Origin of the sequence: Serratia sp. CY55921 (assembly GCF_052167655.1) — a bacterium.
Lineage (GTDB): Bacteria > Pseudomonadota > Gammaproteobacteria > Enterobacterales > Enterobacteriaceae > Serratia > Serratia ureilytica.
Genome location: NZ_JBJNMU010000001.1, coordinates 2,143,987 through 2,166,484, shown reverse-complemented (window position 1 = coordinate 2,166,484; position 22,498 = coordinate 2,143,987). Strand labels below are relative to the sequence as shown.

Sequence of the window (22,498 nt, the reverse complement as noted above, 5' to 3'; positions counted from 1 at the left end):
CCGTTATTTCGCTTCGCTGCCCACCTTCATCGCCCCGGCGTAGCTGGCGCCCATCCCCCAGGCAGCGCCGTGGTCGCGGGCGATCTGCAATACGCCTCCCGCCGTGGCTTTGCGGCTCCAGTCCTGCTGCCATTCCAGCATCAACGCCACCCAGTTGATGGGCGTGGCGCCCGCCTGTATCAGGCGCTGCATGGCGTTGTTTTGGCTGTCTGGCGTAATGTCGCCGGTGACGTCCGACAGGATATAAACCTCATACCCCTCGCCCAGAGCGGACAGCGCCGGCAGCATCACGCAGCTGGCGGTCCACAATCCGCCGATGATGATTTTCTTGCGGCCGGATTGTTTAATCAGATCCACTACGCGCCGATCCTGCCAGACGTTGATGGCGGTGCGATCGTACACCTGCAGATCCGGACGTGCCTGCGTCACCTGCTGGAATACCGGCCCGGCGAAGCTTTTGGCGTTGGCCGAGGCCAGAATGGTCGGCACGTTGAACACCTTGGCGGCCTTGGCGATGCCGGCGGCGTTATTCACCAGATTGGTTTGATCGATAGAGGAAATGGTCATGCCGAACATGTCCTGCAGATCGACCAGCAGCAACAGGCTGTTGTCGGCGGTCAGCGGTTGCACATAACCCGTCTGGCGGCTATCGGCGGCGGGGGATTGCGCCAGCGCGGCGACGGGGGCGGTGGCGGCGCTCAGGCCGAGCATCAAGGCGAACAGGGTCTTTTTCATTATTAACTCCATGATTATCAGTAGATTAAATTCACTTCCCACTCAGGGAAGTGGTTGAATAAAGTCTACTGAGGTTGTTGAGGTTAATAATCTGTGTTTTATTGAATTAATAATTAACCTGTAGGACATAATATGGACGTGCTACTGACGATGCGCGCCTTTCGCCGCGTGGTTGAGCGCAACAGTTTCTATAAGGCGGCGGAGGATCTGGCGATCACGCCGGCGGCGTTGAGCAAGCAGATTAAGCAGTTGGAAAGTCGGTTGGGAACGCTGTTGCTGGTGCGCACCACCCGCAGCATGAGCCTGACCGAAGCCGGGCAGCTCTATTACCAGGAAGCCTGCCGGTTGCTTGGCGAGTTCGACGCGCTGGAGCAGACGGTTGCCGCCAGCGCGCAGCAGGTCTCCGGCACGCTGCGGGTCAATGCGCCGCTCTCGTTCGGTCTGACGGTGCTGTCGCCGCTGCTGCCGCCGTTTATGCAACGTTACCCGCAGCTGCAGGTGGAACTGACGCTGGACGACAGGGTATTGGATGTGGTGGCGGCCGGGTTCGATATTTCCTTGCGCATTCGCCGCCGACTGCCGGATTCTTCCCTCAGCGCCCGGGCGTTAGGTGACGTGCACCAGCGAATTTGCGCCGCGCCCGGCTATTTGGCGCAGCACGGCGTGCCGCAAACGCCCAAGGAATTGCAGCGACACAGCTGTCTGGCCTATTCCCTGGCGGAAAAACCGGGGCAGTGGCAGTTCACCGCCGGCGAGGAGAGCCTGAGAGTGACGTTCACTCCCCGGCTGATCGCCAACAACAGCCTGATGCTGCGGGATATGCTGGTGGCGGGACTGGGCATCGGTTCGCTGCCGTCGTTTGTGGCGGATCCCGAGATCGCTGCCGGCAGACTGGTGCGGCTGTTCCCTGAACAGATTGCCGACGTGCATCAGGTCTTCGCGGTTTACCCGACGCGCCGGCATGTGCAGCAGAAAGTGAGTTTATTCACCGAGTTTGTGCGAGAACAGGGATTGATGACGGCGAATTGACAACGCTGCACGGTTGTCATATTCATTAGCTATGAAAAAATCCTACCGCCCATTCGCGAAAATTATTATCACCCTTCTCCAGAGGGTGGGATAGCGCGTGTGTCGCCAATAAAAACCCGCCGGCAGGCGGGTTTTTTTATCCCCTTCCGGCAACGACCGGAGAACGTCATGAAAACCTACCCTGCAGTTTTACACCTGATGTGCGGCAAGGCCGGCGCAGGCAAATCGACATTGGCGCAGCGTTTGGCCCAGCAGCCGCAAACGCTGTTGCTGAGCGAAGATGCGTGGCTGGCGACGCTGTATGAACAGGAGATGGCCAGCCTGCAAGACTACGCGCGCTGTTCCGACCGGTTGCGACGAGCGCTGGGCGGGCACCTCGTTCAGCTGCTGCGCGGCGGTTGGTCCGTGGCGCTCGATTTCCCGATGAATACGCCGGACAGGCGGCGCTGGGCCAAAGCCTTGGCGGAGGAGGCCGGCGTCGCGCACTGCCTGCACTTTCTCGACGTCAGCCATGCGCAGTGCCTGAGCCGGATAACGCTGAGAAATGCGCGCGGCGAGCACCCGTTTACACTGAGCGAGGCGGAGTTTGAGCACCTGGCGCAGTACTTTGTTCCCCCGTCGGAAGAGGAAGGGATGACCGTCTTGCGTTATGGCGAACGGGACTGAAAACCGGCGCCATGACGGCGCCGGCAACAGGGTTAGGCTTCGGCGTTAAACGCGTTGTGGAAGGTGACCTCCGCGCACGGCAGCGCGCCCTGGAAGGCGACGGCGCGGAAGTAGTTTTGCGGCACGCCCGGCAGGGTCAGCGTGCTTTGTGCCTGGAAGCCGAAACGGCCGTAATAGTTCGGATCGCCCAGCACTACGCAGCCTGCGGCGCCACGCCCCTGCAGCTCGGCCAGCAGCTGGCGGATAAGCCGGTTGCCGATCCCCTGGTTCTGACAGGCCGGCAGCACCGACACCGGCGCCAGCCCGTACCACCCGGCGGCGCCGTTGCTGAGTGCGACCGGCGAGACGGACGCGTGCCCGATCGGTGTGCCATTGCGTTCGGCGACCAGCGACAGGGTGAGGGCTCCCGCCGCGCGCAGCGCATTGACGATAAACTGCTCGGTGTGGCTGCTGTGCTCGGCATGCAAGAATGCGGCGGCGGTGAGGGTGGCGATGGCGCCGACGTCGGCCGGCGTTTCGTGGCGTAACGTGATGTTCATGGTTGTATCCTGATTAAATAAGGCTGTGCCGACCGGGCCGCCTGCCCGGCCGGTATCGATGATTAACGGTTATCCAGCTGCGCCCGCACGGCCTTGAGCCCGGCGAAGGTGACGCGATAAGGGCGCCCCTGGCGAGAGAGGATCAGGCGTTTGGTTTTGAGCTTGGTGAAAACGGCCAGCGAGCAGTCGGCCAGGCCGAGCCCTTCGCGGGTGTAGCATTCAACGTGGGTGACGCGACCGGCGTCGTTGCGGGTGAAGGCGATATAGCCGCCTTTGGCCAACACGTGCAGCACGCGTTGTTCCGCTTTGGAAATGTTCATGTTGGGAGATCCTGTAATAACCCCAGATACGCGCATCCCCGCGCAAACGCGCGTCGGATGCGTCAGAGTCCCTCGCCATGCGGCAAGGAAGCGACTATCGGGTGGTTACAATCTCCAACATACAGGCCTCGGGCAGTGAAAAACGCCAGGGGGGCGTTTCAGCGCAGTTAATGTAGCCAATGGCCGGTTGGCTGTCAATTTGCCGGCGACGCGGGCCGCCGGCGCAAGGCCAATCAGAAAGGCTTGGTCGGCAGGTATTTGCCGTCCAGGGTGATCACCGCGCGTTCGCCGCCGTCCGGATCGGGCACCTTCTTGATATCCAGCTTGAAGTTGATGGCGCTGATAATGCCGTCGCCAAACTGCTCGTGCACCAGCGCTTTCAGCGTGGAGCCGTAGACCTGCAGCATTTCATAGAAACGATAAATGGTCGGGTCGGTCGGCACGCCGCCGGGAATGCTGCCGCGCAGCGGGATGGTTTGCAGCAGCTGCACCGCTTCTTCATCCAGCCCCAGCTTGGCCGCCACCGTGCGCGCCGCCGGTTCCGGTAGCGCATGCTGCCCCAGCAGGGCGGCGGTGACGAACGCCAGACTGAGACCGGTGCCCTCGGCCAGCGCTTCGAACGTCAGGTTATGGCGGATCTTGGCGGCCATGATGGTGTCGGTGAGCGCTTCGCGCGGGGCGGCGTTGTGCAGAGAGTGTGTCATGTTGGCTCCTTTTGTGGGCTTAAAAACGGGCGATCGCCGGCGTGGCGGTCACCTCGGGATGGGTGGCGAGCGGCACGAAGCGGCGGGTTTCGCCGTCCAGCGCCTCAATAGCGCCGCTGGCGATGTCATAGACCCAGCCGTGCAACGCCAGGCGGCCCTGATCCAGCGCCAGGGCGACGGAAGGGTGCGTTTTGATGTTGTTGAGCTGGGCGATGACGTTCTCGCGCACCATAGACGCGACCCGCGCTTCGTCGCAGGCGTGCGGATAAGCCTGATTGACCGCCTTGGCGGAATCGGCGTAACGCAGCCAGCCGGCGACCGTCGGCAGGTGATCCAGACACTGGCAGGTGGCGATGGCGGTCATTGCGCCGCAGTCGGAATGGCCGCAGATCACGATATCTTCCACGCCCAGCGCGGCGACGGCGTACTCGACCGAGGCGGTCACCCCACCGGGTTCGGGGCCGAAAGACGGCACGATGTTACCGGCGTTGCGGATAACGAACAGATCGCCCGGCTCGCGCTGGGTGACCAGCTCCGGCACCAGGCGGCTGTCGGAACACGAGATAAACAGCGTGCGCGGGTTTTGGCGGGTCGCCAGCCGCTGAAACAGCGCCGTGCGTTCAACAAAGGCTTCGCGCTGAAACTTCAGGAAGCCTTCAATCACCTCTTTCATTGTCTTTCTCCCTGGGGGGTAAGCGATGACGGCATGATGAACGCTTCTGGCTATAGGGTCTAAGACCCATTTATAATGCCAGCTATAGGTTTTACTAATAGCTGGGGCGCTATGCTGCTGCGACATATCCGATATTTTCTGGCCGTTGCCGAACAGGGCAATTTCACCCGCGCCGCCGAAGCGCTGCACGTCTCGCAACCGACGCTCTCCCAACAGATCAAACAGTTGGAGGATGCGCTGGGAGCGCCGCTGTTCGATCGCAGCGGCAGAAGGGTGCAGCTGACCGACGCCGGTGAGGCCTGGATGCGCTATGCGCGCCTGGCGCTGCAGGATCTGGACGCCGGCGCGCGGGCGATCCATGACGTGGCGACGCTGGCGCGCGGCCATTTGCGGCTGGCGATGACCCCGACGTTCACTGCCTATCTGGTGGGGCCGACGATCGATGCGTTCTATCGCCGCTACCCGGGGATTACGCTGAGCATTGAGGAGATGGCGCAAGAGCGGATCGAGGCGCTGCTGGCGCAGGATCGGCTGGATCTGGGGATTGCCTTTGAGATGGCGCAGTCGGCTGACGTGGAAGCGATGCCGTTGTTCAGCGAGACGCTGGAGCTGATGGTCGGCGCCGATCATCCCCTGGCGGCGCGGCGTCGGCCGCTGACGCTGGCGGAGTGGCGACATCTGCCGCTGGCCTTGCTGAGCGGCGACTTCGCCACGCGTCAGTTTATCGATCGCTACTGCACGCAGTTGGGGTTTCGGCCGCAGGTGGCGGTAGAGGCCAATGCGCTGGGCGCCATCGTCGAGATCGTGCGGCGCGGGCAGCTCGCCACGCTGTTGCCGGCCGCGATTGCGCGCGAGAACCGGCAGTTGAAAAAGGTGGCGCTGGCCAACGCCATGCCGGCCCGTCAGGCGGTATTGCTGCAGCGCCAAGGCGCTTACCGCAGCGCCGCCGCGCAGGCGTTTATCGCCGTCTTGCAGCAACAGGGCGTTACGCCAACGCACTCCAGCGCTGCGTCATCCCCAGCAGATGCACCAGCCCGAAGCCGAGGCAAATCAGCGAGCTGACGACGATGAAGCGTTGGCTGCGTCCGGTATCGCGCAGGGCGAAAGGGCCGGCGACACCGCGCAGCAGGTAGATAAAGGTGATGATAAACAGCGCGGGCCGCAGCAGCGGCAGCGGCGCGATCAGGCCCGCGCCGGACAGCGCATACAGCGCCCAAATAAACAGCACCAGCGCGATACCAGCGGTGACGACGGCCGGGAACTTTTTACCCGCTTCCGCCGCCTTAATGAAGCGATCGCCAGCGCCGCACAGTCGATAGCCGCGCGGCCCGGCGGCGATCACCCAAATATGCAGCAGGGCGGCGATGGCGCTCAGCGCGGCGCCGATCAGCAGCGCGGTGTTATAGAGGTGTGGCATGGTTCAGCATCCTTGTCCTAAATCAGTCTGGTATCAAGCGTAGACCAGAATGGGTAAGTCAGGCCGGGGGGAGCTCAACGGCCGACATTTGCAGCGCGTCTTCAGGCACTACGTGCGCCTGCGCATCGATAAATGCCAGCTGCACCGGCAGCCCGCTGCGTTTATCCACCAGTTGAACGTGGGGGCTGTCATGCAGAATATGCCGGTGGCCCCACGCCATCAGCGCAACCAGGATGGGCCCCAGGCTGCGCCCCTTGTCCGTCAAGACATATTCATGTCGTTCACGCTCGCCCGGCTCCCGGTAAGCGCGTTTGGCCAACAGTTCTTGTTCTACCATGGCATTCAGACGGTTGCTCAACGCCTGGCGTGAAGCGCCGATATTCTCGCGCAGCTCTTCAAAACGGCGGACGCCGTAGAATGACTCGCGCAGGATCAGTAACGTCCAGCGATCGCCAAGCAGATCCGCGGCCTGCGCCAGCCCGCACAGGGCAAGAGAAACGGTAGGGAGATCGGGAGATTTTGACATGGGCATTTTCCTTCGCTAATCTAAGTCTTGTTTTTAGACTTATCTATATTCAAGGAGAGTATAATGCCATTTGTTAATGTGCAAACGGTGAAAGGCATGCTGGATGAACGGCAAAAAAGCGAATTGCTGTCCCGCATTACCGAACTGTTGGTGGAGATAGAAGGGCGAGGCGATCCGGCGTTCAGGCAGTCGGTTTGGGTCCGAATCGATGAACATGCGCCCGAACAATGGAGCCTGGGCGGCGTGCAGCCGACGGCGGCGATGATTGCCGCGAAGTTCCCGCCGCGTTAATTCAGCTATGCCGCCTGCGAAAAGGATCGGATGCCGCAGGCGCTCAAAATGTCACCGAAACTTCCCGCGATCTCTGCACCCCGTTGTGGCATAATGCGCGCCAAATCACATTCCCTATGTATAAAGAGCGAGCGCTGTGTTAAGCACTAACAACATCACCATGCAGTTCGGCAGTAAGCCGTTGTTTGAAAACATCTCTGTCAAATTCGGCGGCGGCAACCGTTACGGCCTGATCGGCGCCAACGGCTGCGGCAAGTCCACCTTTATGAAAATCCTCGGCGGCGATCTGGCGCCGAGCGGCGGCAACGTGTTCCTCGATCCGAACGAGCGCCTGGGTAAACTGCGTCAGGATCAGTTCGCCTTTGAGCAGTACAGCGTGCTGGATACCGTGATCATGGGCCACACCGAACTGTGGGCGGTGAAGGAAGAGCGCGACCGCATCTACGCATTGGCGGAGATGAGCGAAGAAGACGGCTATAAAGTGGCCGATCTGGAAGTGGCCTACGGCGAAATGGACGGCTACAGCGCCGAAGCGCGCGCCGGCGAACTGCTGCTTGGCGTGGGTATTCCGGTTGAGCAGCACTATGGCCCGATGAGCGAAATCGCGCCGGGCTGGAAGCTGCGCGTGTTGCTGGCGCAGGCGCTGTTCTCCGATCCGGAAATCCTGCTGCTCGACGAACCGACCAACAACCTGGACATCGACACCATTCGCTGGCTGGAAAACGTGCTCAACGAGCGCAACAGCACCATGATCATCATCTCGCACGACCGTCACTTCCTGAACATGGTCTGCACCCACATGGCGGATCTGGACTACGGCGAACTGCGCGTTTACCCGGGCAACTACGACGAATACATGACCGCCGCCACCCAGGCGCGCGAGCGTCTGCTGGCGGACAACGCCAAGAAGAAGGCGCAGATCAATGAGCTGCAATCGTTCGTCAGCCGCTTCAGCGCCAACGCCTCCAAATCCAAGCAGGCCACCTCGCGCGCTCGCCAGATCGACAAGATCCAGCTGGAAGAGGTGAAAGCCTCCAGCCGCCAGAACCCGTTCATCCGCTTCGAGCAGGACAAGAAGCTGTTCCGTAATGCGCTGGAAGTGGAAGCGCTCACCAAGGGCTTCGATGAAGGCCCGTTGTTCAGCAAGCTGAACCTGATGGTGGAAGTGGGCGAGAAGGTCGCGGTGCTGGGCGCCAACGGCATCGGTAAAACCACCCTGCTGAAAACGCTGGTGGGCGACGCACAGCCGGACAGCGGCACCGTGAAATGGTCGGAAAACGCCCGTATCGGTTACTACGCGCAGGATCACGAATACGAGTTCGACGACACCCTGACCGTGTTCGACTGGATGAGCCAGTGGAAGCAGGAAAAAGACGACGAGCAGGCGGTGCGCAGCGTGCTGGGCCGTCTGCTGTTCAGCCAGGACGACATCAAGAAGAAAGTGAAGGTGCTGTCCGGTGGTGAGAAGGGTCGCATGCTGTTCGGCAAGCTGATGATGCAGCGCCCAAATATTCTGGTGATGGACGAACCGACCAACCACCTGGATATGGAATCCATCGAATCGCTGAACATGGCGCTGGAGATGTACGAAGGCACGCTGATCTTCGTCTCCCACGACCGTGAGTTCGTCAGCTCGCTGGCGACGCGTATTCTGGAAATCACCCCGAACAAGGTGATCGACTTTACCGGCAACTACGAAGACTATCTGCGCAGCCAGGGCATCGTATAACCCTCGCGGCAACGCATCAGGGCGGGAATTACCCCGCCCTTTTTTTATCCGTCATTCTCCGCCGCACACCTCGCAGTGCGGATCCTTCGGCAGTTTCATCTCGCGGAACTGCATGCTCATCGCATCGAACATCAACAGCTTGCCGCGCAGCGGTTGACCATACTCGGCCAGCAGCTTGATGGCTTCCATCGCCTGCAGGGTGCCGATAGTGCCGACCAGCGGCGCCATCACGCCCGCTTCGACGCAGGTGAGGGCGCTGTCGCCGAACAACCGGCTCAGGCAGCGGTAGCAGGGCTCGCCCGGCTGATAGGTGAACACGCTGAGCTGGCCCTCCATGCGGATCGCCGCGCCGGAAACCAGCGGCCTCTGCTGCGCGTGGCACAGGCGGTTCAGCGCGTCGCGCGCCGCCACATTATCGGTGCAGTCCAGCACCAGATCGCAGGCGGCGATCTCTGCTGTAACCGCATCGTCTTCCAGACGACCGTCGATGGCGTCGATGCGGATATGCGGATTGATGGCGCTCAGTTCCTGCCTGGCGGAGGCGACTTTGCTCTGGCCGATGCGATCGTCGCGGTGCAGGATCTGGCGCTGCAGATTGGAGAGCGAGACGGTGTCGAAATCCACCAGCACCAGATGGCCGACCCCGGCTGCCGCCAGATAAGGCGCGGCGGCGCAGCCCAGCCCGCCCAGCCCGGCGATCAGCACGCGGGCGGCCTTCAGCTTCTCCTGGCCGTCGAAGTCAAAGCCGCGCAGCACGATCTGGCGGTTGTAGCGCAGCGCTTCGGCATCGGTCAATTCCGGCAACATGTTCAGCTCCTCAGCAGGGCGTTGAAAGGCTCAATCTCCACCGTTTCACCCGCCGCCACCGAACCGCGTTCGCGCTCCAGCACGATGAAACAGTTGCCCTGGCTGTAGGAGCTGAAGACGTGCGAGCCCTGGTGGCCGGTGGTGCTCACCTCCAGTTCGCCCGCGGCGTTGCTGCTGAACACGCCGCGCTGAAAATCGAGGCGGCCCGGCGATTTCTTCAGCGGCGTCAGCGCCCGCGCGCGCAAGCGCGGCGGCAGGCGCCAGTCGCTGTGGCCGGCCAGCTTCGCCAGCAGCGGTTGCACCAGTTGGTAGAAGGTCAGGGCGGCGGAAACCGGGTTGCCCGGCAGGCCGCAGAACCAGGCGTGGCCCAGTTTGCCGAAGGCGAACGGTTTGCCGGGTTTGATCGCCAGCTTCCAGAAGCTGACCTGGCCCAGCTCGTCGAGCATCTGTTTGGTGTAGTCGGCTTCGCCGACCGAGACGCCGCCGCTGCTGATCACTACGTCGGCCTGGCTGTCCGCTTGTTCGAAGGCGGCGCGCAGCGCATCGCGATCGTCGCGGATAATGCCGAGATCGAGCACGTCGCAGCCCAGCTGCTCCAGCATCAGGCGCACCGCGAAGCGGTTGGTGTCATAGATCTGGCCCGCCTGCAGCGGCTGGCCGACCGGCTGCAGTTCGTCGCCGGTGGAGAACACCGCCACCTTCAGCTTACGCATCACCTGCACTTCGGCGACCCCGAGCGAGGCCAGCAGCGGCAGCTGCGCGGCGCCCAGCTTCACGCCGGCCGGCAACACGCTGGCGCCTTGGCGAATGTCTTCACCCGCCAAACGGATATTCTGGCCGGCTTCTACCGGGGCGGTAAAACGCACGCCCTGGTCGCTCACTTCGGCCTGCTCTTGCATGATCACCGCGTCCGCCCCGGGCGGGATCGGCGCGCCGGTCATGATGCGCACGCAGCTGTTGGCCGGCCATTCACCGTCGAACGGCGCGCCGGCGAAGGCTTTCCCGGCGACCGGCAGCGGCGCATTGGCCGCCAGATCGGCGAGGCGCACCGCATAGCCGTCCATCGCCGAGTTGGTGAACGGCGGCACGTCGAGGGGCGAGACCACCGGCGCGGCGGTGATGCGGCCGGCGGCGGCGGTCAGCGCGACGGATTCGGTCTGTTGCAGCGGGGCGATCTGCCCGAGCATTTTTTCCAGCGCTTGCTCCAGGGAGATGAGATCGGAAGTATGGCAATGATCCATAAGGGGAACTCCGTAATCAGGGTGCGCAATGATAGCGACAAAGTGCGGGTATTATGGCAGAGAACGCCGGGGGGGAGAACGGGTTATGCCCGCCATCTTTCGCACTGCGGCGCTGGGGCGATCGGGTATAAACTGCGTAAAACAGAGGAGGATCATGATGCATAAACAGGTTATCGAGTTCTGGTTCGACGAGATCGAACCGGTGATGTGGTTCAAAAAGGACGATGATTTCGATCGTCTGCTGCACAGCCGCTTCGGCGAAATCTGGCGGGCGGCGGCGGCGGGAGAGCTGGCTCACTGGCGCGACACCATCGAAGGGCGGCTGGCGGAGGTGATCGTGCTCGATCAGTTCAGCCGCAACCTGTTCCGCGGCACGCCGCAGTCGTTCGCCTGCGACGGCATGGCGTTGATTCTGGCGCAGGAGGCGATCCGCAGCGGCGAGTGCGAACGGCTGAGCCGCGAGCAGCGCGGCTTCCTTTATCTGCCGTTCATGCATTCGGAATCGCCGCTGATTCACCAACAGGCGCTGGTGTTGTATACCGAGCTCAATAACGGCGATCAGCTGGAATTCGAACTGCGTCATAAGGCGATCATCGATCGTTTCGGCCGTTACCCGCATCGCAATGCGATATTGGGGCGCATCAGCACGCCGGAAGAAGAGGCCTTTTTACAGCAACCCGGTTCCGGTTTTTAATCGCGGAGTATCTTCGCCCGGCCGGGAAAAAAACGGCAGGCCGGGCGTCGAAATAATTATTATTCAGCGTGAACGTTTATTTCATGACCCCATGCCGCTATTTCCTCTCGCGAAATTACCAATAATCCCAGCCGCACTCTCAGCGGTTTGCTGCTTTTTATAACCTGCTGTTTTTATTCCAATAAGCTATTTCAAGGTGCGAAACGGTCTAAGCGCGCTACGCTAAAAGTGGGGCATGGACGTTATGCTGTACTTCCACAGTCGGGCTAAATAGCATCGAAAAAAGACTGAATAATAATGATACCGCGCTCAGCTTATTCGCTGTGCTACGGCGGGATTAACACAGGGTGTCAGGCAAATGAGCAAACCAGTGATTGCCATTCATGGCGGCGCGGGCGCAATTACCCGGGCGGCGCTGAGTGCGGAAAAGGAACGGCAGTATATTCAGGCGCTGTCCGAGATCGTGGCCGCCGGTCAGGCGATATTGGCACAGGGCGGCAGCGCGCTGGACGCGGTGACCGAAGCGGTGCGGCTGCTCGAAGAGTGCCCGCTGTTCAACGCCGGTAAAGGATCGGTGTTCACCCATCAGGGCACCCACGAGCTGGACGCCTGCGTGATGGACGGCCGCACCTGCGACGCCGGCGCTGTCGCCGGCGTCAGCCGTGTCCGCAACCCGGTGCTGGCGGCGCGCGCGGTGCTGGAAAACAGCGAACACGTGCTGTTTGCCGCCGAAGGCGCCGAGAAGTTTGCCGCCGCCCACGGCCTGGAAATGGTCGCCCCCGACTTCTTCTTTACCCAAGAACGTTTCGATCAGTTGCACCGCGCCCAGGCGGAGCAGGGGCGGGTATTGCTCGATCACGACGGCGCGGTGCAGGCCGGCGAGCCGCTCGATCCCGATCGCAAATTCGGCACCGTCGGTGCGGTGGCGCTGGATGCGCTGGGCAACCTCGCCGCCGCCACTTCCACCGGCGGCATGACCAACAAGCAGGCCGGGCGGGTGGGCGACACGCCGATCATCGGCGCCGGTTGCTATGCCAACAATGCCACCGTGGCGGTCTCCAGCACCGGCACCGGCGAAATCTTCATGCGCGGCGTGGCGGCCTATGACGTCTCCGCCCTGATCGAATACGGCGGGCTCAGCCTGCAAGAGGCCAGCGATCGGGTGGTGATGGAGAAGCTGCCGGCGCTGGGCGGCAGCGGCGGCATGATCGCCGTCGATCGCCACGGCAATATCGCGCTGCCGTTCAACAGCGAGGGTATGTACCGCGGTTTTGGCTATGTCGGCGATGCGCCGTCCGTCGGGATTTATCGCTAAGCGTTCACCGGGAGGGTGTATGACCGACGTTTCATTCCGGCCCGCCGGCGACGGGCTGTCATTGCCGCCGCAGCGGGTGCTGACGGTGCGCGATCTGAGCATCAGCTTTCCTCAAGCGGACGGCGCCGTAGACGCGGTGCGCAACCTGTCGTTCGATCTCGATCGCGGCGAGACGCTGGCGATCGTCGGCGAGTCCGGCTCCGGCAAATCGGTCACTTCGCTGGGGCTGATGCGGCTGGTGGAGCAGGGCGGCGGGCGTATCGTCAGCGGCGCCATGACCCTGCGCCGGCGCGACGGCGCGCTGCTCGATTTGGCGCGCGCCTCGCAGCACACGCTGCGCACGGTTCGCGGCGCCGACATGGCGATGATCTTCCAGGAGCCGATGACCTCGCTCAATCCGGTATTTCCGGTCGGCGAGCAGATCGCCGAATCGCTGCGTTTGCATCAGGACATGGACCACCGCAGCGCGCGCCAGGAGGCGCTGCGCATGCTCGATCTGGTGCGTATTCCGGAGGCTAAAGAGGTATTGGGGCGCTACCCGCATCAGCTTTCCGGCGGTATGCGCCAGCGGGTGATGATCGCCATGGCGCTCTCCTGCAAGCCGGCGCTGTTGATTGCCGATGAGCCCACCACCGCCCTCGACGTCACCATTCAGGCGCAGATCCTGCAGCTGATCCGCGTGCTGCAACAGGAGATGCAGATGGGGGTGATCTTCATCACTCACGACATGGGCGTGGTGGCGGAGATCGCCGATCGGGTGTTGGTGATGCGCCGCGGTGAGCAGGTGGAACAAAATCGGGTGCGCGAGCTGTTTGACGCGCCGCAACAGGCCTATACCCGGGCGCTGCTGGCGGCAGTGCCGAAGCTGGGGGCGATGGCCGATCGGCCGCTGCCGGCGAAGTTTCCGCTGCCGGATGGCGAGGGCGATGCCGCGCCGCAGGATACCGTGCCGCCAGACGCCGCGCCGATCCTGCGGGTGGAGCATCTGGTCACGCGTTTTGATCTGCGCGGCGGGCTGTTCAATCGGGTCACTCGCCGGGTGCACGCGGTGGAAAACGTCAGCTTCGATCTTTACCCCGGCGAGACGCTGGGGCTGGTGGGCGAGTCCGGCTGCGGCAAGTCCACCACCGGGCGTTCTTTGCTGAAGCTGGTGGACAGCCAGAGCGGCACCATCACCTTCGCCGGGCGGCGAATCGATCGGTTGAAGGGGCCGGCGCTGCAGCACCTGCGGCGCGATATTCAGTTCATTTTTCAAGATCCTTACGCCTCGCTCGATCCGCGCCTGACGGTCGGTTTCTCCATCATGGAGCCGCTGCTGGTGCACAACGTGATGCGCGGCCGTGAGGCGGAAAGGCGGGTGGCCTGGCTGCTGGAACGCGTCGGTCTGCAGCCGGAGCATGCGCGCCGCTACCCGCACGAATTTTCCGGCGGCCAGCGCCAGCGTATCTGCATCGCGCGCGCGCTGGCGCTGAACCCGAAAGTGGTGATCGCCGACGAGGCGGTCTCGGCGCTGGACGTGTCGATTCAGGCGCAGATCGTCAATCTGCTGCTCGATCTGCAGCGCGAGTTCGGCATCGCTTTTCTGTTTATTTCACACGACATGGCGGTGGTGGAGCGCATCAGCCACCGGGTAGCGGTGATGTACCTCGGGCAAATTGTCGAGATCGGCCCGCGGCAGGCGGTGTTCGACAACCCGCAGCACCCCTATACCCGCAAGTTGATGGCGGCGGTGCCGGTAGCCGATCCCGCTCATGCCCACAAACGGCAGCCGCTGCCGGCCGATGAGATCCCGAGCCCAGTGCGCGCACTGGGCGATGAACCCGTTACCGCACCGCTGGTGCAGGTTGGCGCCGGGCACTTTGTCGCCCGCCACCCGATCGCCGGTGCTTTTTAAAGACCTCAGGAGAGACAAGCGACATGAAGCACACATTCAAACGCAATGCGCTGTTGGCCGCCGTACTGCTGGCGGCGGGAACTAGCCCGGTCTGGGCAGCGAAGGACGCGGTGATCGCCGTGGCGTCCAATTTCACCACCCTCGATCCTTACGACGCCAACGACACGCTGTCGCAGGCGGTGGCCAAGTCTTTCTATCAGGGGCTGTTCGGCTTCGACAAGGACATGAAGCTGGTGAACGTGCTGGCGGACAGCTATGAGGTCAGCAAAGACGGCCTGACCTATACCGTCAAACTGCGCCAGGGCATTAAATTCCACGACGGCACTGCGTTCAACGCCGAGGCGGTGAAGGCCAACCTCGATCGCGCCAGTAACCCGGACAGCCACCTCAAGCGCTACAACCTGTTCAAGATGATCGACAAAACCGAGGCGGTGGACGCCAATACGGTGAAGATCGTGCTGAAGGCGCCGTTCTCGGCGTTCGTCAACAATCTGGCGCACCCGGCGGCGGCGATCATCTCCCCGGCGGCGCTGAAGCAATACGGCAAAGAGATCGGTTTCCACCCGGTCGGCACCGGGCCGTATCAGTTCGTGACCTGGAACCAGACCGATTTCGTCAAGGTGAAGAAGTTCGACGGCTACTGGCAGCCGGGGCTGCCGAAGCTCGACAGCATCACCTGGCGCCCGGTGGTGGATAACAACACCCGCGCGGCGATGCTGCAGACCGGCGAGGCGACCTTCGCCTTCCCGATCCCTTACGAGCAGGCCAAGGTGCTGGAGGGCAACGCCAAGCTGGACGTGGTGGCTGCGCCGTCGATCCTGCAGCGTTACATCAGCATGAACGTCACTCAAAAGCCGTTCGACAACCCGAAGGTGCGCCAGGCGCTCAACTACGCGATTAACAAGGACGCGCTGATCAAGGTGGCGTTCGCTGGTTATGCGGTGCCGGCGGAAGGGCCGGTGCCGCCGGCGATCGACTTCGCCGCCCGCTACAAGCCGTGGCCGTACGATCCGGCCAAGGCGCGTGAGCTGCTGAAAGAGGCCGGTTACCCGAACGGCTTCACCACCACGCTGTGGTCGTCCCACAACCACAGCACCGCGCAGAAAGTGCTGCAGTTCACCCAACAGCAGCTGGCGCAGGTGGGGGTGAAAGTGACGGTAACGGCGATGGATGCCGGGCAGCGCGCGGCGCAGGTGGAGAGCGTCGGGGTGAAAGACACCGGCGTGCGGCTGTTCTACACCGGCTGGTCGGCCTCGACCGGGGAAGCGGACTGGGCGCTGTCGCCGCTGTTCTCCACCCAGGCGGCGCCGCCGAAGCAGTTCAACACCGCGTTCTACAGCAACCCGCAGGTGGACAAGGATCTGACCGACGCGCTGGCGACCACCGATCGCGCTGAGAAGCAGAAATTGTATCAGGACGCGCAGGATCGCATCTGGGCCGACGCGCCCTGGATCTTCCTGGCGACCGAACGCTTGCTGTCGGCCAACAGCAAACAGCTGAGCGGTTTCTACGTGATGCCGGATACCTCGTTCAACTTTGATAACGCCGATCTGAAATAAGGCGCCCATCCCCGCCTGCGGCCAGACGGCGGCAGGTGGGGGAAGGAATGAGATGCTCAATTATTTTCTGAAACGACTGCTGGGCCTGATCCCGACGCTGCTGATCGTGGCGGTGCTGGTGTTCCTGTTCGTCCACCTGCTGCCGGGCGATCCGGCGCGGCTGGCGGCGGGGCCGGAGGCCGACGAGGCGGTGGTGCAGCTGGTGCGCAAGGATCTGGGGCTGGATAAGCCGCTGCCGCAGCAGTTCGCGCACTTTTTCGTCAACGCGCTGCGGGGCGACTTCGGCATCTCGATGGTGTCCAAGCGCCCGGTGAGCGAAGAGATCGCCTCGCGCTTTATGCCGACCTTCTGGCTGACCGTCGCCAGCATGCTGTGGGCGGTAGCGTTCGGCCTGGCGATCGGCGTGGTGTCGGCGGTGTGGCGTAACCGTTGGCCGGATCGTCTCGGCATGACGCTGGCGGTATCGGGGATCTCGTTCCCGGCTTTTGCGCTCGGCATGCTGCTGATGCAGGTGTTTTCGGTCGAGCTGGGGTGGCTGCCGACGGTGGGCGCCGACAGCTGGCGGCACTACATTCTGCCTTCTATCACCTTGGGGGCGGCGGTGGCGGCGGTGATGGCGCGTTTCACCCGCGCTTCGTTCGTCGAGGTGTTGCAGGAGGACTACATGCGCACCGCGCGCGCCAAGGGCGTGCGGGAAAGCGTGGTGGTGATGAAACACGGCCTGCGCAACGCGATGATCCCGGTAGTGACCATGATGGGGCTGCAGTTCGGCTTCCTGCTCGGCGGTTCGATCGTGGTGGAGAAGGTGTTCAACTGGCCGGGGCTGGGGCGCTTGCTGGTGGACTCGGTGGAAATGCGCGATTACCCGGTGATCCAGGCCGAGGTGCTGCTGTTCTCGCTGGAGTTCATCCTGATCAACCTGCTGGTGGATATGCTGTACGCGGCGATCAACCCGGCGATTCGTTACCAATGAGGACGCGGCATGATTAAGCATTGGCGGCGCAGCGCCGCATTGAAGGCGATGCCGCTTATCGACCCCAACGCGGTACGCACGCCGTGGGGCGAATTTTGGCGGCGTTTTCGCCGTCAGCGGACGGCGCTGGTCGCCGGCCTGTTGGTGCTGCTGCTGATTGCGGCGGCGCTGCTGGCGCCTTATCTGGCGCCGTTCGATGCGGAAAACTATTTCGATTACGACCGGCTGAATGAGGGGCCTTCGCTGGTGCACTGGCTGGGCGTAGATTCCCTCGGGCGCGATATCTTCAGCCGCATCCTGATGGGCGCGCGCATTTCGCTGGCGGCCGGGGTGTTCTCGGTGCTGGCGGGTGGGGCGATCGGCACCCTGCTGGGGCTGCTGGCCGGCTACTATGAGGGCTGGTGGGATCGCCTCACCATGCGCGTCTGCGACGTGCTGTTCGCGTTTCCCGGTATTTTGCTGGCGATCGGCGTGGTGGCGATCATGGGCAGCGGCATGGCCAACGTGATCGTCGCGGTGGCGATCTTCAGCATTCCGGCCTTCGCCCGCCTGGTGCGCGGCAATACGCTGGTGCTGAAGCACCTGACCTATATCGAGTCGGCGCGCAGCATCGGCGCCTCGGACTGGACCATCATCCTGCGGCACATCCTGCCGGGCACCCTGTCTTCGATCGTGGTCTATTTCACCCTGCGCATCGGTACCTCGATCATCACCGCCGCCAGCCTGTCGTTTTTGGGGCTGGGCGCCCAGCCGCCGACGCCGGAGTGGGGGGCGATGCTCAACGAAGCGCGCGCCGATATGGTGATCGCGCCGCACGTGGCGATCTTCCCCAGCCTGGCGATATTCATCACCGTGCTGGCCTTCAACCTGTTGGGCGACGGATTGCGCGACGCATTGGATCCGAAATTGAAGGAGTGATGGTTTAACGTATGGCACATATTTGAACGGGCTCAAATGACGTCTCAGTGCCATTATCCGTTCAATAAGCTGTATTGTTAGCACGAAGATGATTGCTGGTTTTTGAAGAAATCCGGGCGGTTAACCGCCCGGATTTTTTTATCAGCGGAACAGGTGCTCGGCATGGAAGCGCAGGTGATCTTCCACGAAGGTGGCGATGGTGAAGTAGCTGTGATCGTACCCCGGCTGAATGCGCAGCGTCAGCGGCCAGTCGCGCTGGCGCGCCAGCTCGGCCAACCGCGCCGGCTGCAGCTGGTCGGCCAGGAACTGGTCGTCGTCGCCCTGGTCGATAAGCACCGGCATTTTTTCCGCGCCGCTGGCCAGCAGATGGCAGCTGTCGTACTGCAGCCACTGGCTTTCGTCGCTGCCCAGATAGGCGGTGAAGGCCTTACGGCCCCACGGCACCTGGCACGGGTTGACGATCGGCGCGAAGGCCGATACCGAGCGGAAGCGCTGCGGGTTGCGAAACGCCATCATCAGCGCGCCGTGGCCGCCCATCGAGTGACCGAAGATCGACTGACGATCGCTGACGCTGAAGTGCTGTTCGATCAGCGCCGGCAGTTCGGCGCTGATGTAGTCGTACATGCGGAAGTGGCGATCCCACGGCGCCTGGGTGGCGTTCAGGTAAAACCCGGCGCCCTGGCCCAGGTCGTAGCCTTCGTCGTTCGGCACTTCGTCGCCGCGCGGGCTGGTGTCCGGCATCACCAGCACCAGACCCAGCTCGGCGGCGATGCGCTGCGCGCCGGCTTTCAACGTGAAGTTCTCGTCGTTGCAGGTCAGCCCCGACAGCCAGTACAGCACCGGCGGCGGGTTGTCATCGCGCGGCGGCGGCAGGTAGATGCTGAATGTCATGTTGCAATTCAGGCTCTGCGCCGCGTGGCGATAGCGCTGCTGCCAGCCGCCGAACATGCGGTGCTCTTCGAGAAGTTCCAATGACAACGTCATCTCTGCCTCCTGGCTTATTGGTCGAAGTGGATGACGGAACGGATCGATTTGCCTTCGTGCATCAAATCGAACGCTTCGTTGATCTGCTCCAGCCCCATGGTGTGGGTGATAAAGTCGTTCAGCGCGAATTCGCCGTCCAGATAGCGCTCGACGATGCCCGGCAGCTGTGAACGGCCCTTGACGCCGCCGAACGCCGAACCACGCCAGACGCGGCCGGTCACCAGCTGGAACGGCCGGGTCGAGATCTCTTCGCCCGCGCCTGCGACGCCGATGATCACCGATTCGCCCCAGCCCTTGTGGCAGCACTCCAGCGCGGAACGCATCACGTTGACGTTGCCGATGCACTCGAAGGAGAAATCGACGCCGCCGTCGGTCAGCTCGACGATTACGTCCTGAATCGGCTTGTCATAGTCTTTCGGGTTGATCAGATCGGTGGCGCCCAGCTTGCGGGCCAGATCGAACTTGCTGGTGTTGATGTCGATGCCGATGATGCGGCCCGCGCCGGCCATCTGCGCGCCGATGATCGCCGACAGGCCGATGCCGCCCAGGCCGAAGATTGCCACGGTGTCGCCCGGTTGCACTTTGGCGGTGTTCATCACCGCGCCCATGCCGGTGGTCACGCCGCAGCCCAGCAGGCACACTTCTTCCAGCGGCGCTTCCTTGTTGATTTTCGCCAGTGAGATTTCCGGCACCACGGTGTACTCGGAGAAGGTGGACGTGCCCATGTAGTGGAAGATCGGCTTGCCGTCCTTGAAGAAGCGCGTGGTGCCGTCCGGCATCAGCCCTTTGCCTTGGGTGGCGCGGATCGCCTGGCACAGGTTGGTCTTGCCGGATTTACAGAATTTGCACTCGCCGCACTCCGGGGTGTAGAGCGGGATCACGTGATCGCCGACCGCCACGCTGGTGACGCCTTCACCGACCGCTTCCACCACGCCGCCGCCCTCGTGGCCGAGGATCGCCGGGAACACGCCTTCCGGATCTTTGCCGGACAGGGTGTAGGCGTCGGTGTGACAAACGCCGGTGGCGACGATCCGCACCAGCACTTCGCCTTTTTGCGGTGGCATCAGCTCGACTTCTTCGATCTTCAGCGGCTGGTTCGGGCCCCAGGCAACGGCGGCGCGGGTTTTGATCATCTCCATCATAGTCTCCTCAGTGGTTTTCTTTTTAAATCAGGCGATATCGACAACGTCTGATAAATCGTTGGGGGTGCTTTCATCAACAGCGGCGGTTTCCGTCTGTTCAATAATCAATTCTTTCAGCGCGCGCACGTTCGGCCCGAACGCGTCGCGGCGCCACAGCAGCCAGGTGGCGGTGTCGGCCACGTCCGGCGGCAGGGTGTGAACCCGAACCCGCTCATGGCCCGGCAGCAGGCTGAGCACCGAATGCGGGATCATCGCCAGCCCGGCGCCGCTGGCGACGCAGGCCAGCATGGCGTGATAGGACTGGATCTCCATGATCTGCCCCGGCCGCGCGCCTTCGCGCTTGAACCAGGCCTCCAGCCGCAGGCGGTAGGAACAGCTGGCGCGAAAGGCGAACAGCGTTTCGCCGTTGGCGTCTTTGGCGCTGTGGATCGGCGCGTGATCGAGACAGGAGATCACCACCATATGTTCAGGATAGGCGATGCAGCCGTTTAGCTCGTCATAGGGCACCGGGCCGTCGACCAGCGCTGCCGCCAGCGTGCCGGCGCGCACCCGATCGGCGATTTCGCCGGAGGTGCCGGTAGTCAGCGACAGAGACACCTGCGAGAAACGCTGGTGGTAAGCTGCCAGCAGCGAGGGCAGGCGGGTGGCGGCGGTGCTCTCCATCGAGCCGAGAGCAAAGTTGCCCGCCGGTTCGCCGGCATGGGTGATGCTCATCGCCTCGTCGCTCAGCGCCAGGATGCGATTGGCGTAGCACAGAAAGTTATGGCCCATCGGCGACAGGCGCAGGCGCTGTTTTTCGCGGATAAACAGATCGGCGCCCAGCTCCTGCTCGAGCTGGCGCAGCCGGGTGGTCAGATTCGACGGCACGCGGTGCAGCTGCTCGGCGGCGCGGGCGACCGAGCCGGTTTCCGCTACGCAGCAGAACATGCGAAGCTGAGTCAGATCCATAATATTCTCGTTTCGTGATGAACTTGATAACTATTATTCAGTTTTTGTGAGTTTAATACTGCGGCATGATACTGGCAACTTTCTTTTAACCTTTTGGATACCGGTATGGCTTTACGTATTGCCTTGAGCGGGTTTGCCGCGCTGATCGTGGCGATGGGCATTGGCCGCTTCGCTTTCACCCCTCAGGTGCCGCTGATGATCGCTGACCACCAGTTCAGCCTGACCGGCGCCGGGCTGGTGGCGGCGATCAACTATTTGGGCTATTTGTGCGGCGCCTACGACGCGATGCGCGCCACGCGCCACGTCGAGCGGCGCCTGTGGCTGGGCGTATGGGGGGCGATGGCGCTGACGCTGCTGTCGGCGTTGGCGCAGGATGAATGGACCCACGGCGCGCTGCGCTTCGTCATCGGCTGGGCCAGCGGCTGGGCGATGGTGCTGGTGGCGGCCTGGACCAACGAGCGGTTGGCGCACTACGGCCGGCCGGCGCTGAGCGCGGCGGTGTTCGCCGGGCCGGGCGCCGGCATCTTCCTCAGCGGCATGCTGGCGGTGGGCATCAACGCGCTGGGGCTGACGGCGGCGCAGGCCTGGCTGGTGTATGGCGGGCTGGCGCTGGTGCTGGTCGGGGGGATTAGCGCCTTTCTGCCGCGCAGCGGCGAGCTGCATCGCCCGGACGTGGCCCCGGAGCCGCTGCTGCTGACGCCGGCGCTCAAGCGTCTGGTGTGGAGCTACAGCCTGGCCGGCTTCGGCTATATCCTGCCGGCGACCTTCTTGTCGCAGATGGCGGCGGCGCGTTTTCCCGACAGCCTGTTCGCACAGTTCGTCTGGCCGGTGTTCGGCGGCGCGGCGGTGCTGGGGATCGTTATCGGCATTGTGACCCGCCATCGGCTGACTACCCAAACCCGGTTGGCGATCACGCTGTGGGTACAGGCGCTCGGCGTACTGAGCGCCGAAGTGGTGCCGGGCGTGGCCGGCCTGGCGCTCGGGGCGTTGCTGACCGGCGGCGGTTTCCTCTGTGTGGTGCAGCTCGCCCTTCAGCACGGCCGTGAACTGGCGCCGCGCCATGCGCGTTACATGGCCGGATTGCTGACCACCGGTTATGCGATCGGCCAGCTGGTTGGGCCGATGCTGTCGGCGCTGTCGACCGCCTTGACCCATCGGTTGGAACCGGCGCTGTATGTGGCGGTGATAGCGCTGTTGGTGGCCGGAGGGCTGGCGGTGAATACCCCGGCGCGGCGGTTGGCGCAAAAAACGGCGACTCGGTGATTAAAATCCATACAAAAAGCGTGGAGACCCGCAGCCGGCCTGATTGTGCTAAATGCGAAGATTTCACCTCTGGATGAAGCACTATCACTGGATAATCGCCGCGCTCTCATCTACAGTGGGGGCAAAATCTT

The 22,498-nt window shown here is 62.9% G+C and carries 24 protein-coding genes; 12 read left to right on the top strand and 12 right to left on the bottom strand.

All coding sequences use genetic code 11. The features are described 5' to 3' along the window. Positions 1 to 3 precede the first annotated feature (3 nt). Positions 4 to 735, bottom strand: coding sequence for an isochorismatase family protein (locus ACJ8M3_RS10445; protein WP_197760137.1), 732 nt, complete (start codon positions 733 to 735; stop codon positions 4 to 6). A gap of 132 nt (positions 736 to 867) precedes the next feature. Here ACJ8M3_RS10445 and ACJ8M3_RS10440 point away from each other — a divergent pair, with 132 nt between their 5' ends. Beyond that, entirely contained in the window at positions 868 to 1,764 is an 897-nt protein-coding gene (locus ACJ8M3_RS10440; protein WP_060659749.1) for a LysR family transcriptional regulator, read from the top strand. Between the two features lie 168 nt (positions 1,765 to 1,932). Beyond that, on the top strand, positions 1,933 to 2,430 hold the full coding sequence (locus ACJ8M3_RS10435) for an AAA family ATPase (protein WP_060659748.1): 498 nt from the start codon (positions 1,933 to 1,935) through the stop codon (positions 2,428 to 2,430). Positions 2,431 to 2,462: 32 nt separating this feature from the next. Here the strand turns inward: ACJ8M3_RS10435 and ACJ8M3_RS10430 are convergent, their stop codons facing one another. The 4 genes from ACJ8M3_RS10430 to ACJ8M3_RS10415 form a co-directional block, all read right to left on the bottom strand. After that, positions 2,463 to 2,969 (bottom strand): GNAT family N-acetyltransferase, encoded by a 507-nt coding sequence (locus ACJ8M3_RS10430; protein ID WP_342171301.1) that lies wholly within the window; start codon positions 2,967 to 2,969, stop codon positions 2,463 to 2,465. Positions 2,970 to 3,031: 62 nt separating this feature from the next. Further along, a complete protein-coding gene (locus ACJ8M3_RS10425; RefSeq protein WP_004939031.1) occupies positions 3,032 to 3,289 on the bottom strand; it encodes a YjhX family toxin in 258 nt (85 codons plus the stop codon). Positions 3,290 to 3,522: 233 nt separating this feature from the next. Continuing rightward, positions 3,523 to 3,993, bottom strand: coding sequence for a cyanase (cynS, locus tag ACJ8M3_RS10420; RefSeq protein WP_033650583.1), 471 nt, complete (start codon positions 3,991 to 3,993; stop codon positions 3,523 to 3,525). 19 nt (positions 3,994 to 4,012) lie between these two features. Continuing rightward, complete coding sequence (locus ACJ8M3_RS10415; RefSeq protein WP_033642426.1) at positions 4,013 to 4,666, bottom strand: carbonic anhydrase; 654 nt, start codon at positions 4,664 to 4,666, stop codon at positions 4,013 to 4,015. 111 nt (positions 4,667 to 4,777) lie between these two features. Here ACJ8M3_RS10415 and cynR point away from each other — a divergent pair, with 111 nt between their 5' ends. After that, positions 4,778 to 5,728, top strand: a complete 951-nt coding sequence (gene cynR / locus ACJ8M3_RS10410; RefSeq protein WP_089196792.1) for a transcriptional regulator CynR — start codon at positions 4,778 to 4,780, stop codon at positions 5,726 to 5,728. On the opposite strand, the gene ACJ8M3_RS10405 is transcribed toward cynR, so the two are convergent. After that, positions 5,652 to 6,083: a hypothetical protein gene (locus ACJ8M3_RS10405; RefSeq protein ID WP_019454439.1), complete on the bottom strand. Its 432-nt coding sequence runs from the start codon at positions 6,081 to 6,083 to the stop codon at positions 5,652 to 5,654. The genes cynR and ACJ8M3_RS10405 overlap by 77 nt on opposite strands. Before the next feature lie 58 nt (positions 6,084 to 6,141). Then, entirely contained in the window at positions 6,142 to 6,609 is a 468-nt protein-coding gene (locus ACJ8M3_RS10400; protein WP_033642428.1) for a winged helix-turn-helix transcriptional regulator, read from the bottom strand. A 63-nt stretch (positions 6,610 to 6,672) separates the two neighbouring features. Here ACJ8M3_RS10400 and ACJ8M3_RS10395 point away from each other — a divergent pair, with 63 nt between their 5' ends. Beyond that, positions 6,673 to 6,900, top strand: a complete 228-nt coding sequence (locus ACJ8M3_RS10395; RefSeq protein WP_033650586.1) for a tautomerase family protein — start codon at positions 6,673 to 6,675, stop codon at positions 6,898 to 6,900. 136 nt (positions 6,901 to 7,036) lie between these two features. Further along, complete coding sequence (locus ACJ8M3_RS10390; RefSeq protein ID WP_033642430.1) at positions 7,037 to 8,629, top strand: ABC-F family ATPase; 1,593 nt, start codon at positions 7,037 to 7,039, stop codon at positions 8,627 to 8,629. Positions 8,630 to 8,680: 51 nt separating this feature from the next. On the opposite strand, the gene moeB is transcribed toward ACJ8M3_RS10390, so the two are convergent. Together moeB and moeA are read right to left on the bottom strand one after the other, a co-directional pair. Beyond that, positions 8,681 to 9,436, bottom strand: a complete 756-nt coding sequence (gene moeB / locus ACJ8M3_RS10385; protein WP_033642431.1) for a molybdopterin-synthase adenylyltransferase MoeB — start codon at positions 9,434 to 9,436, stop codon at positions 8,681 to 8,683. Positions 9,437 to 9,438: 2 nt separating this feature from the next. Next, positions 9,439 to 10,677 (bottom strand): molybdopterin molybdotransferase MoeA, encoded by a 1,239-nt coding sequence (gene moeA, locus ACJ8M3_RS10380; protein ID WP_089196793.1) that lies wholly within the window; start codon positions 10,675 to 10,677, stop codon positions 9,439 to 9,441. Between the two features lie 157 nt (positions 10,678 to 10,834). Between moeA and ACJ8M3_RS10375 the strand changes: the two genes are divergently transcribed. The 6 genes from ACJ8M3_RS10375 (at position 10,835) to gsiD (ending at position 18,030) form a co-directional block, all read left to right on the top strand. Further along, positions 10,835 to 11,371, top strand: coding sequence for a DUF924 family protein (locus ACJ8M3_RS10375; RefSeq protein WP_033650589.1), 537 nt, complete (start codon positions 10,835 to 10,837; stop codon positions 11,369 to 11,371). Between the two features lie 358 nt (positions 11,372 to 11,729). Beyond that, positions 11,730 to 12,686, top strand: a complete 957-nt coding sequence (locus ACJ8M3_RS10370; protein ID WP_089196794.1) for an isoaspartyl peptidase/L-asparaginase family protein — start codon at positions 11,730 to 11,732, stop codon at positions 12,684 to 12,686. Between the two features lie 19 nt (positions 12,687 to 12,705). Further along, a complete protein-coding gene (locus ACJ8M3_RS10365) occupies positions 12,706 to 14,580 on the top strand; it encodes a dipeptide ABC transporter ATP-binding protein (RefSeq protein WP_089196795.1) in 1,875 nt (624 codons plus the stop codon). 23 nt (positions 14,581 to 14,603) lie between these two features. Beyond that, positions 14,604 to 16,139, top strand: a complete 1,536-nt coding sequence (gsiB, locus tag ACJ8M3_RS10360; protein ID WP_089196796.1) for a glutathione ABC transporter substrate-binding protein GsiB — start codon at positions 14,604 to 14,606, stop codon at positions 16,137 to 16,139. Between the two features lie 52 nt (positions 16,140 to 16,191). Then, positions 16,192 to 17,112 carry a glutathione ABC transporter permease GsiC gene (gsiC, locus tag ACJ8M3_RS10355; RefSeq protein WP_025302141.1) on the top strand — a complete coding sequence of 307 codons (921 nt, stop codon included), beginning with the start codon at positions 16,192 to 16,194 and terminating at the stop codon, positions 17,110 to 17,112. Between the two features lie 9 nt (positions 17,113 to 17,121). After that, on the top strand, positions 17,122 to 18,030 hold the full coding sequence (gene gsiD / locus ACJ8M3_RS10350) for a glutathione ABC transporter permease GsiD (protein WP_442514662.1): 909 nt from the start codon (positions 17,122 to 17,124) through the stop codon (positions 18,028 to 18,030). Between the two features lie 141 nt (positions 18,031 to 18,171). Here gsiD and fghA read toward each other — a convergent pair whose 3' ends face one another. The 3 genes from fghA to ptrR are packed head-to-tail and all read right to left on the bottom strand — an operon-like array spanning position 18,172 to position 21,104. Then, entirely contained in the window at positions 18,172 to 19,014 is an 843-nt protein-coding gene (gene fghA / locus ACJ8M3_RS10345) for an S-formylglutathione hydrolase (protein WP_015377214.1), read from the bottom strand. 14 nt (positions 19,015 to 19,028) lie between these two features. After that, entirely contained in the window at positions 19,029 to 20,153 is a 1,125-nt protein-coding gene (locus tag ACJ8M3_RS10340) for an S-(hydroxymethyl)glutathione dehydrogenase/class III alcohol dehydrogenase (RefSeq protein ID WP_033637718.1), read from the bottom strand. Between the two features lie 30 nt (positions 20,154 to 20,183). Then, positions 20,184 to 21,104 (bottom strand): putrescine utilization regulator PtrR, encoded by a 921-nt coding sequence (gene ptrR / locus ACJ8M3_RS10335; protein WP_016928453.1) that lies wholly within the window; start codon positions 21,102 to 21,104, stop codon positions 20,184 to 20,186. A gap of 105 nt (positions 21,105 to 21,209) precedes the next feature. On the opposite strand from ptrR, the gene ACJ8M3_RS10330 reads away from it, so the two are divergent. After that, a complete protein-coding gene (locus tag ACJ8M3_RS10330) occupies positions 21,210 to 22,367 on the top strand; it encodes a YbfB/YjiJ family MFS transporter (protein ID WP_033650593.1) in 1,158 nt (385 codons plus the stop codon). Positions 22,368 to 22,498: the final 131 nt, after the last annotated feature.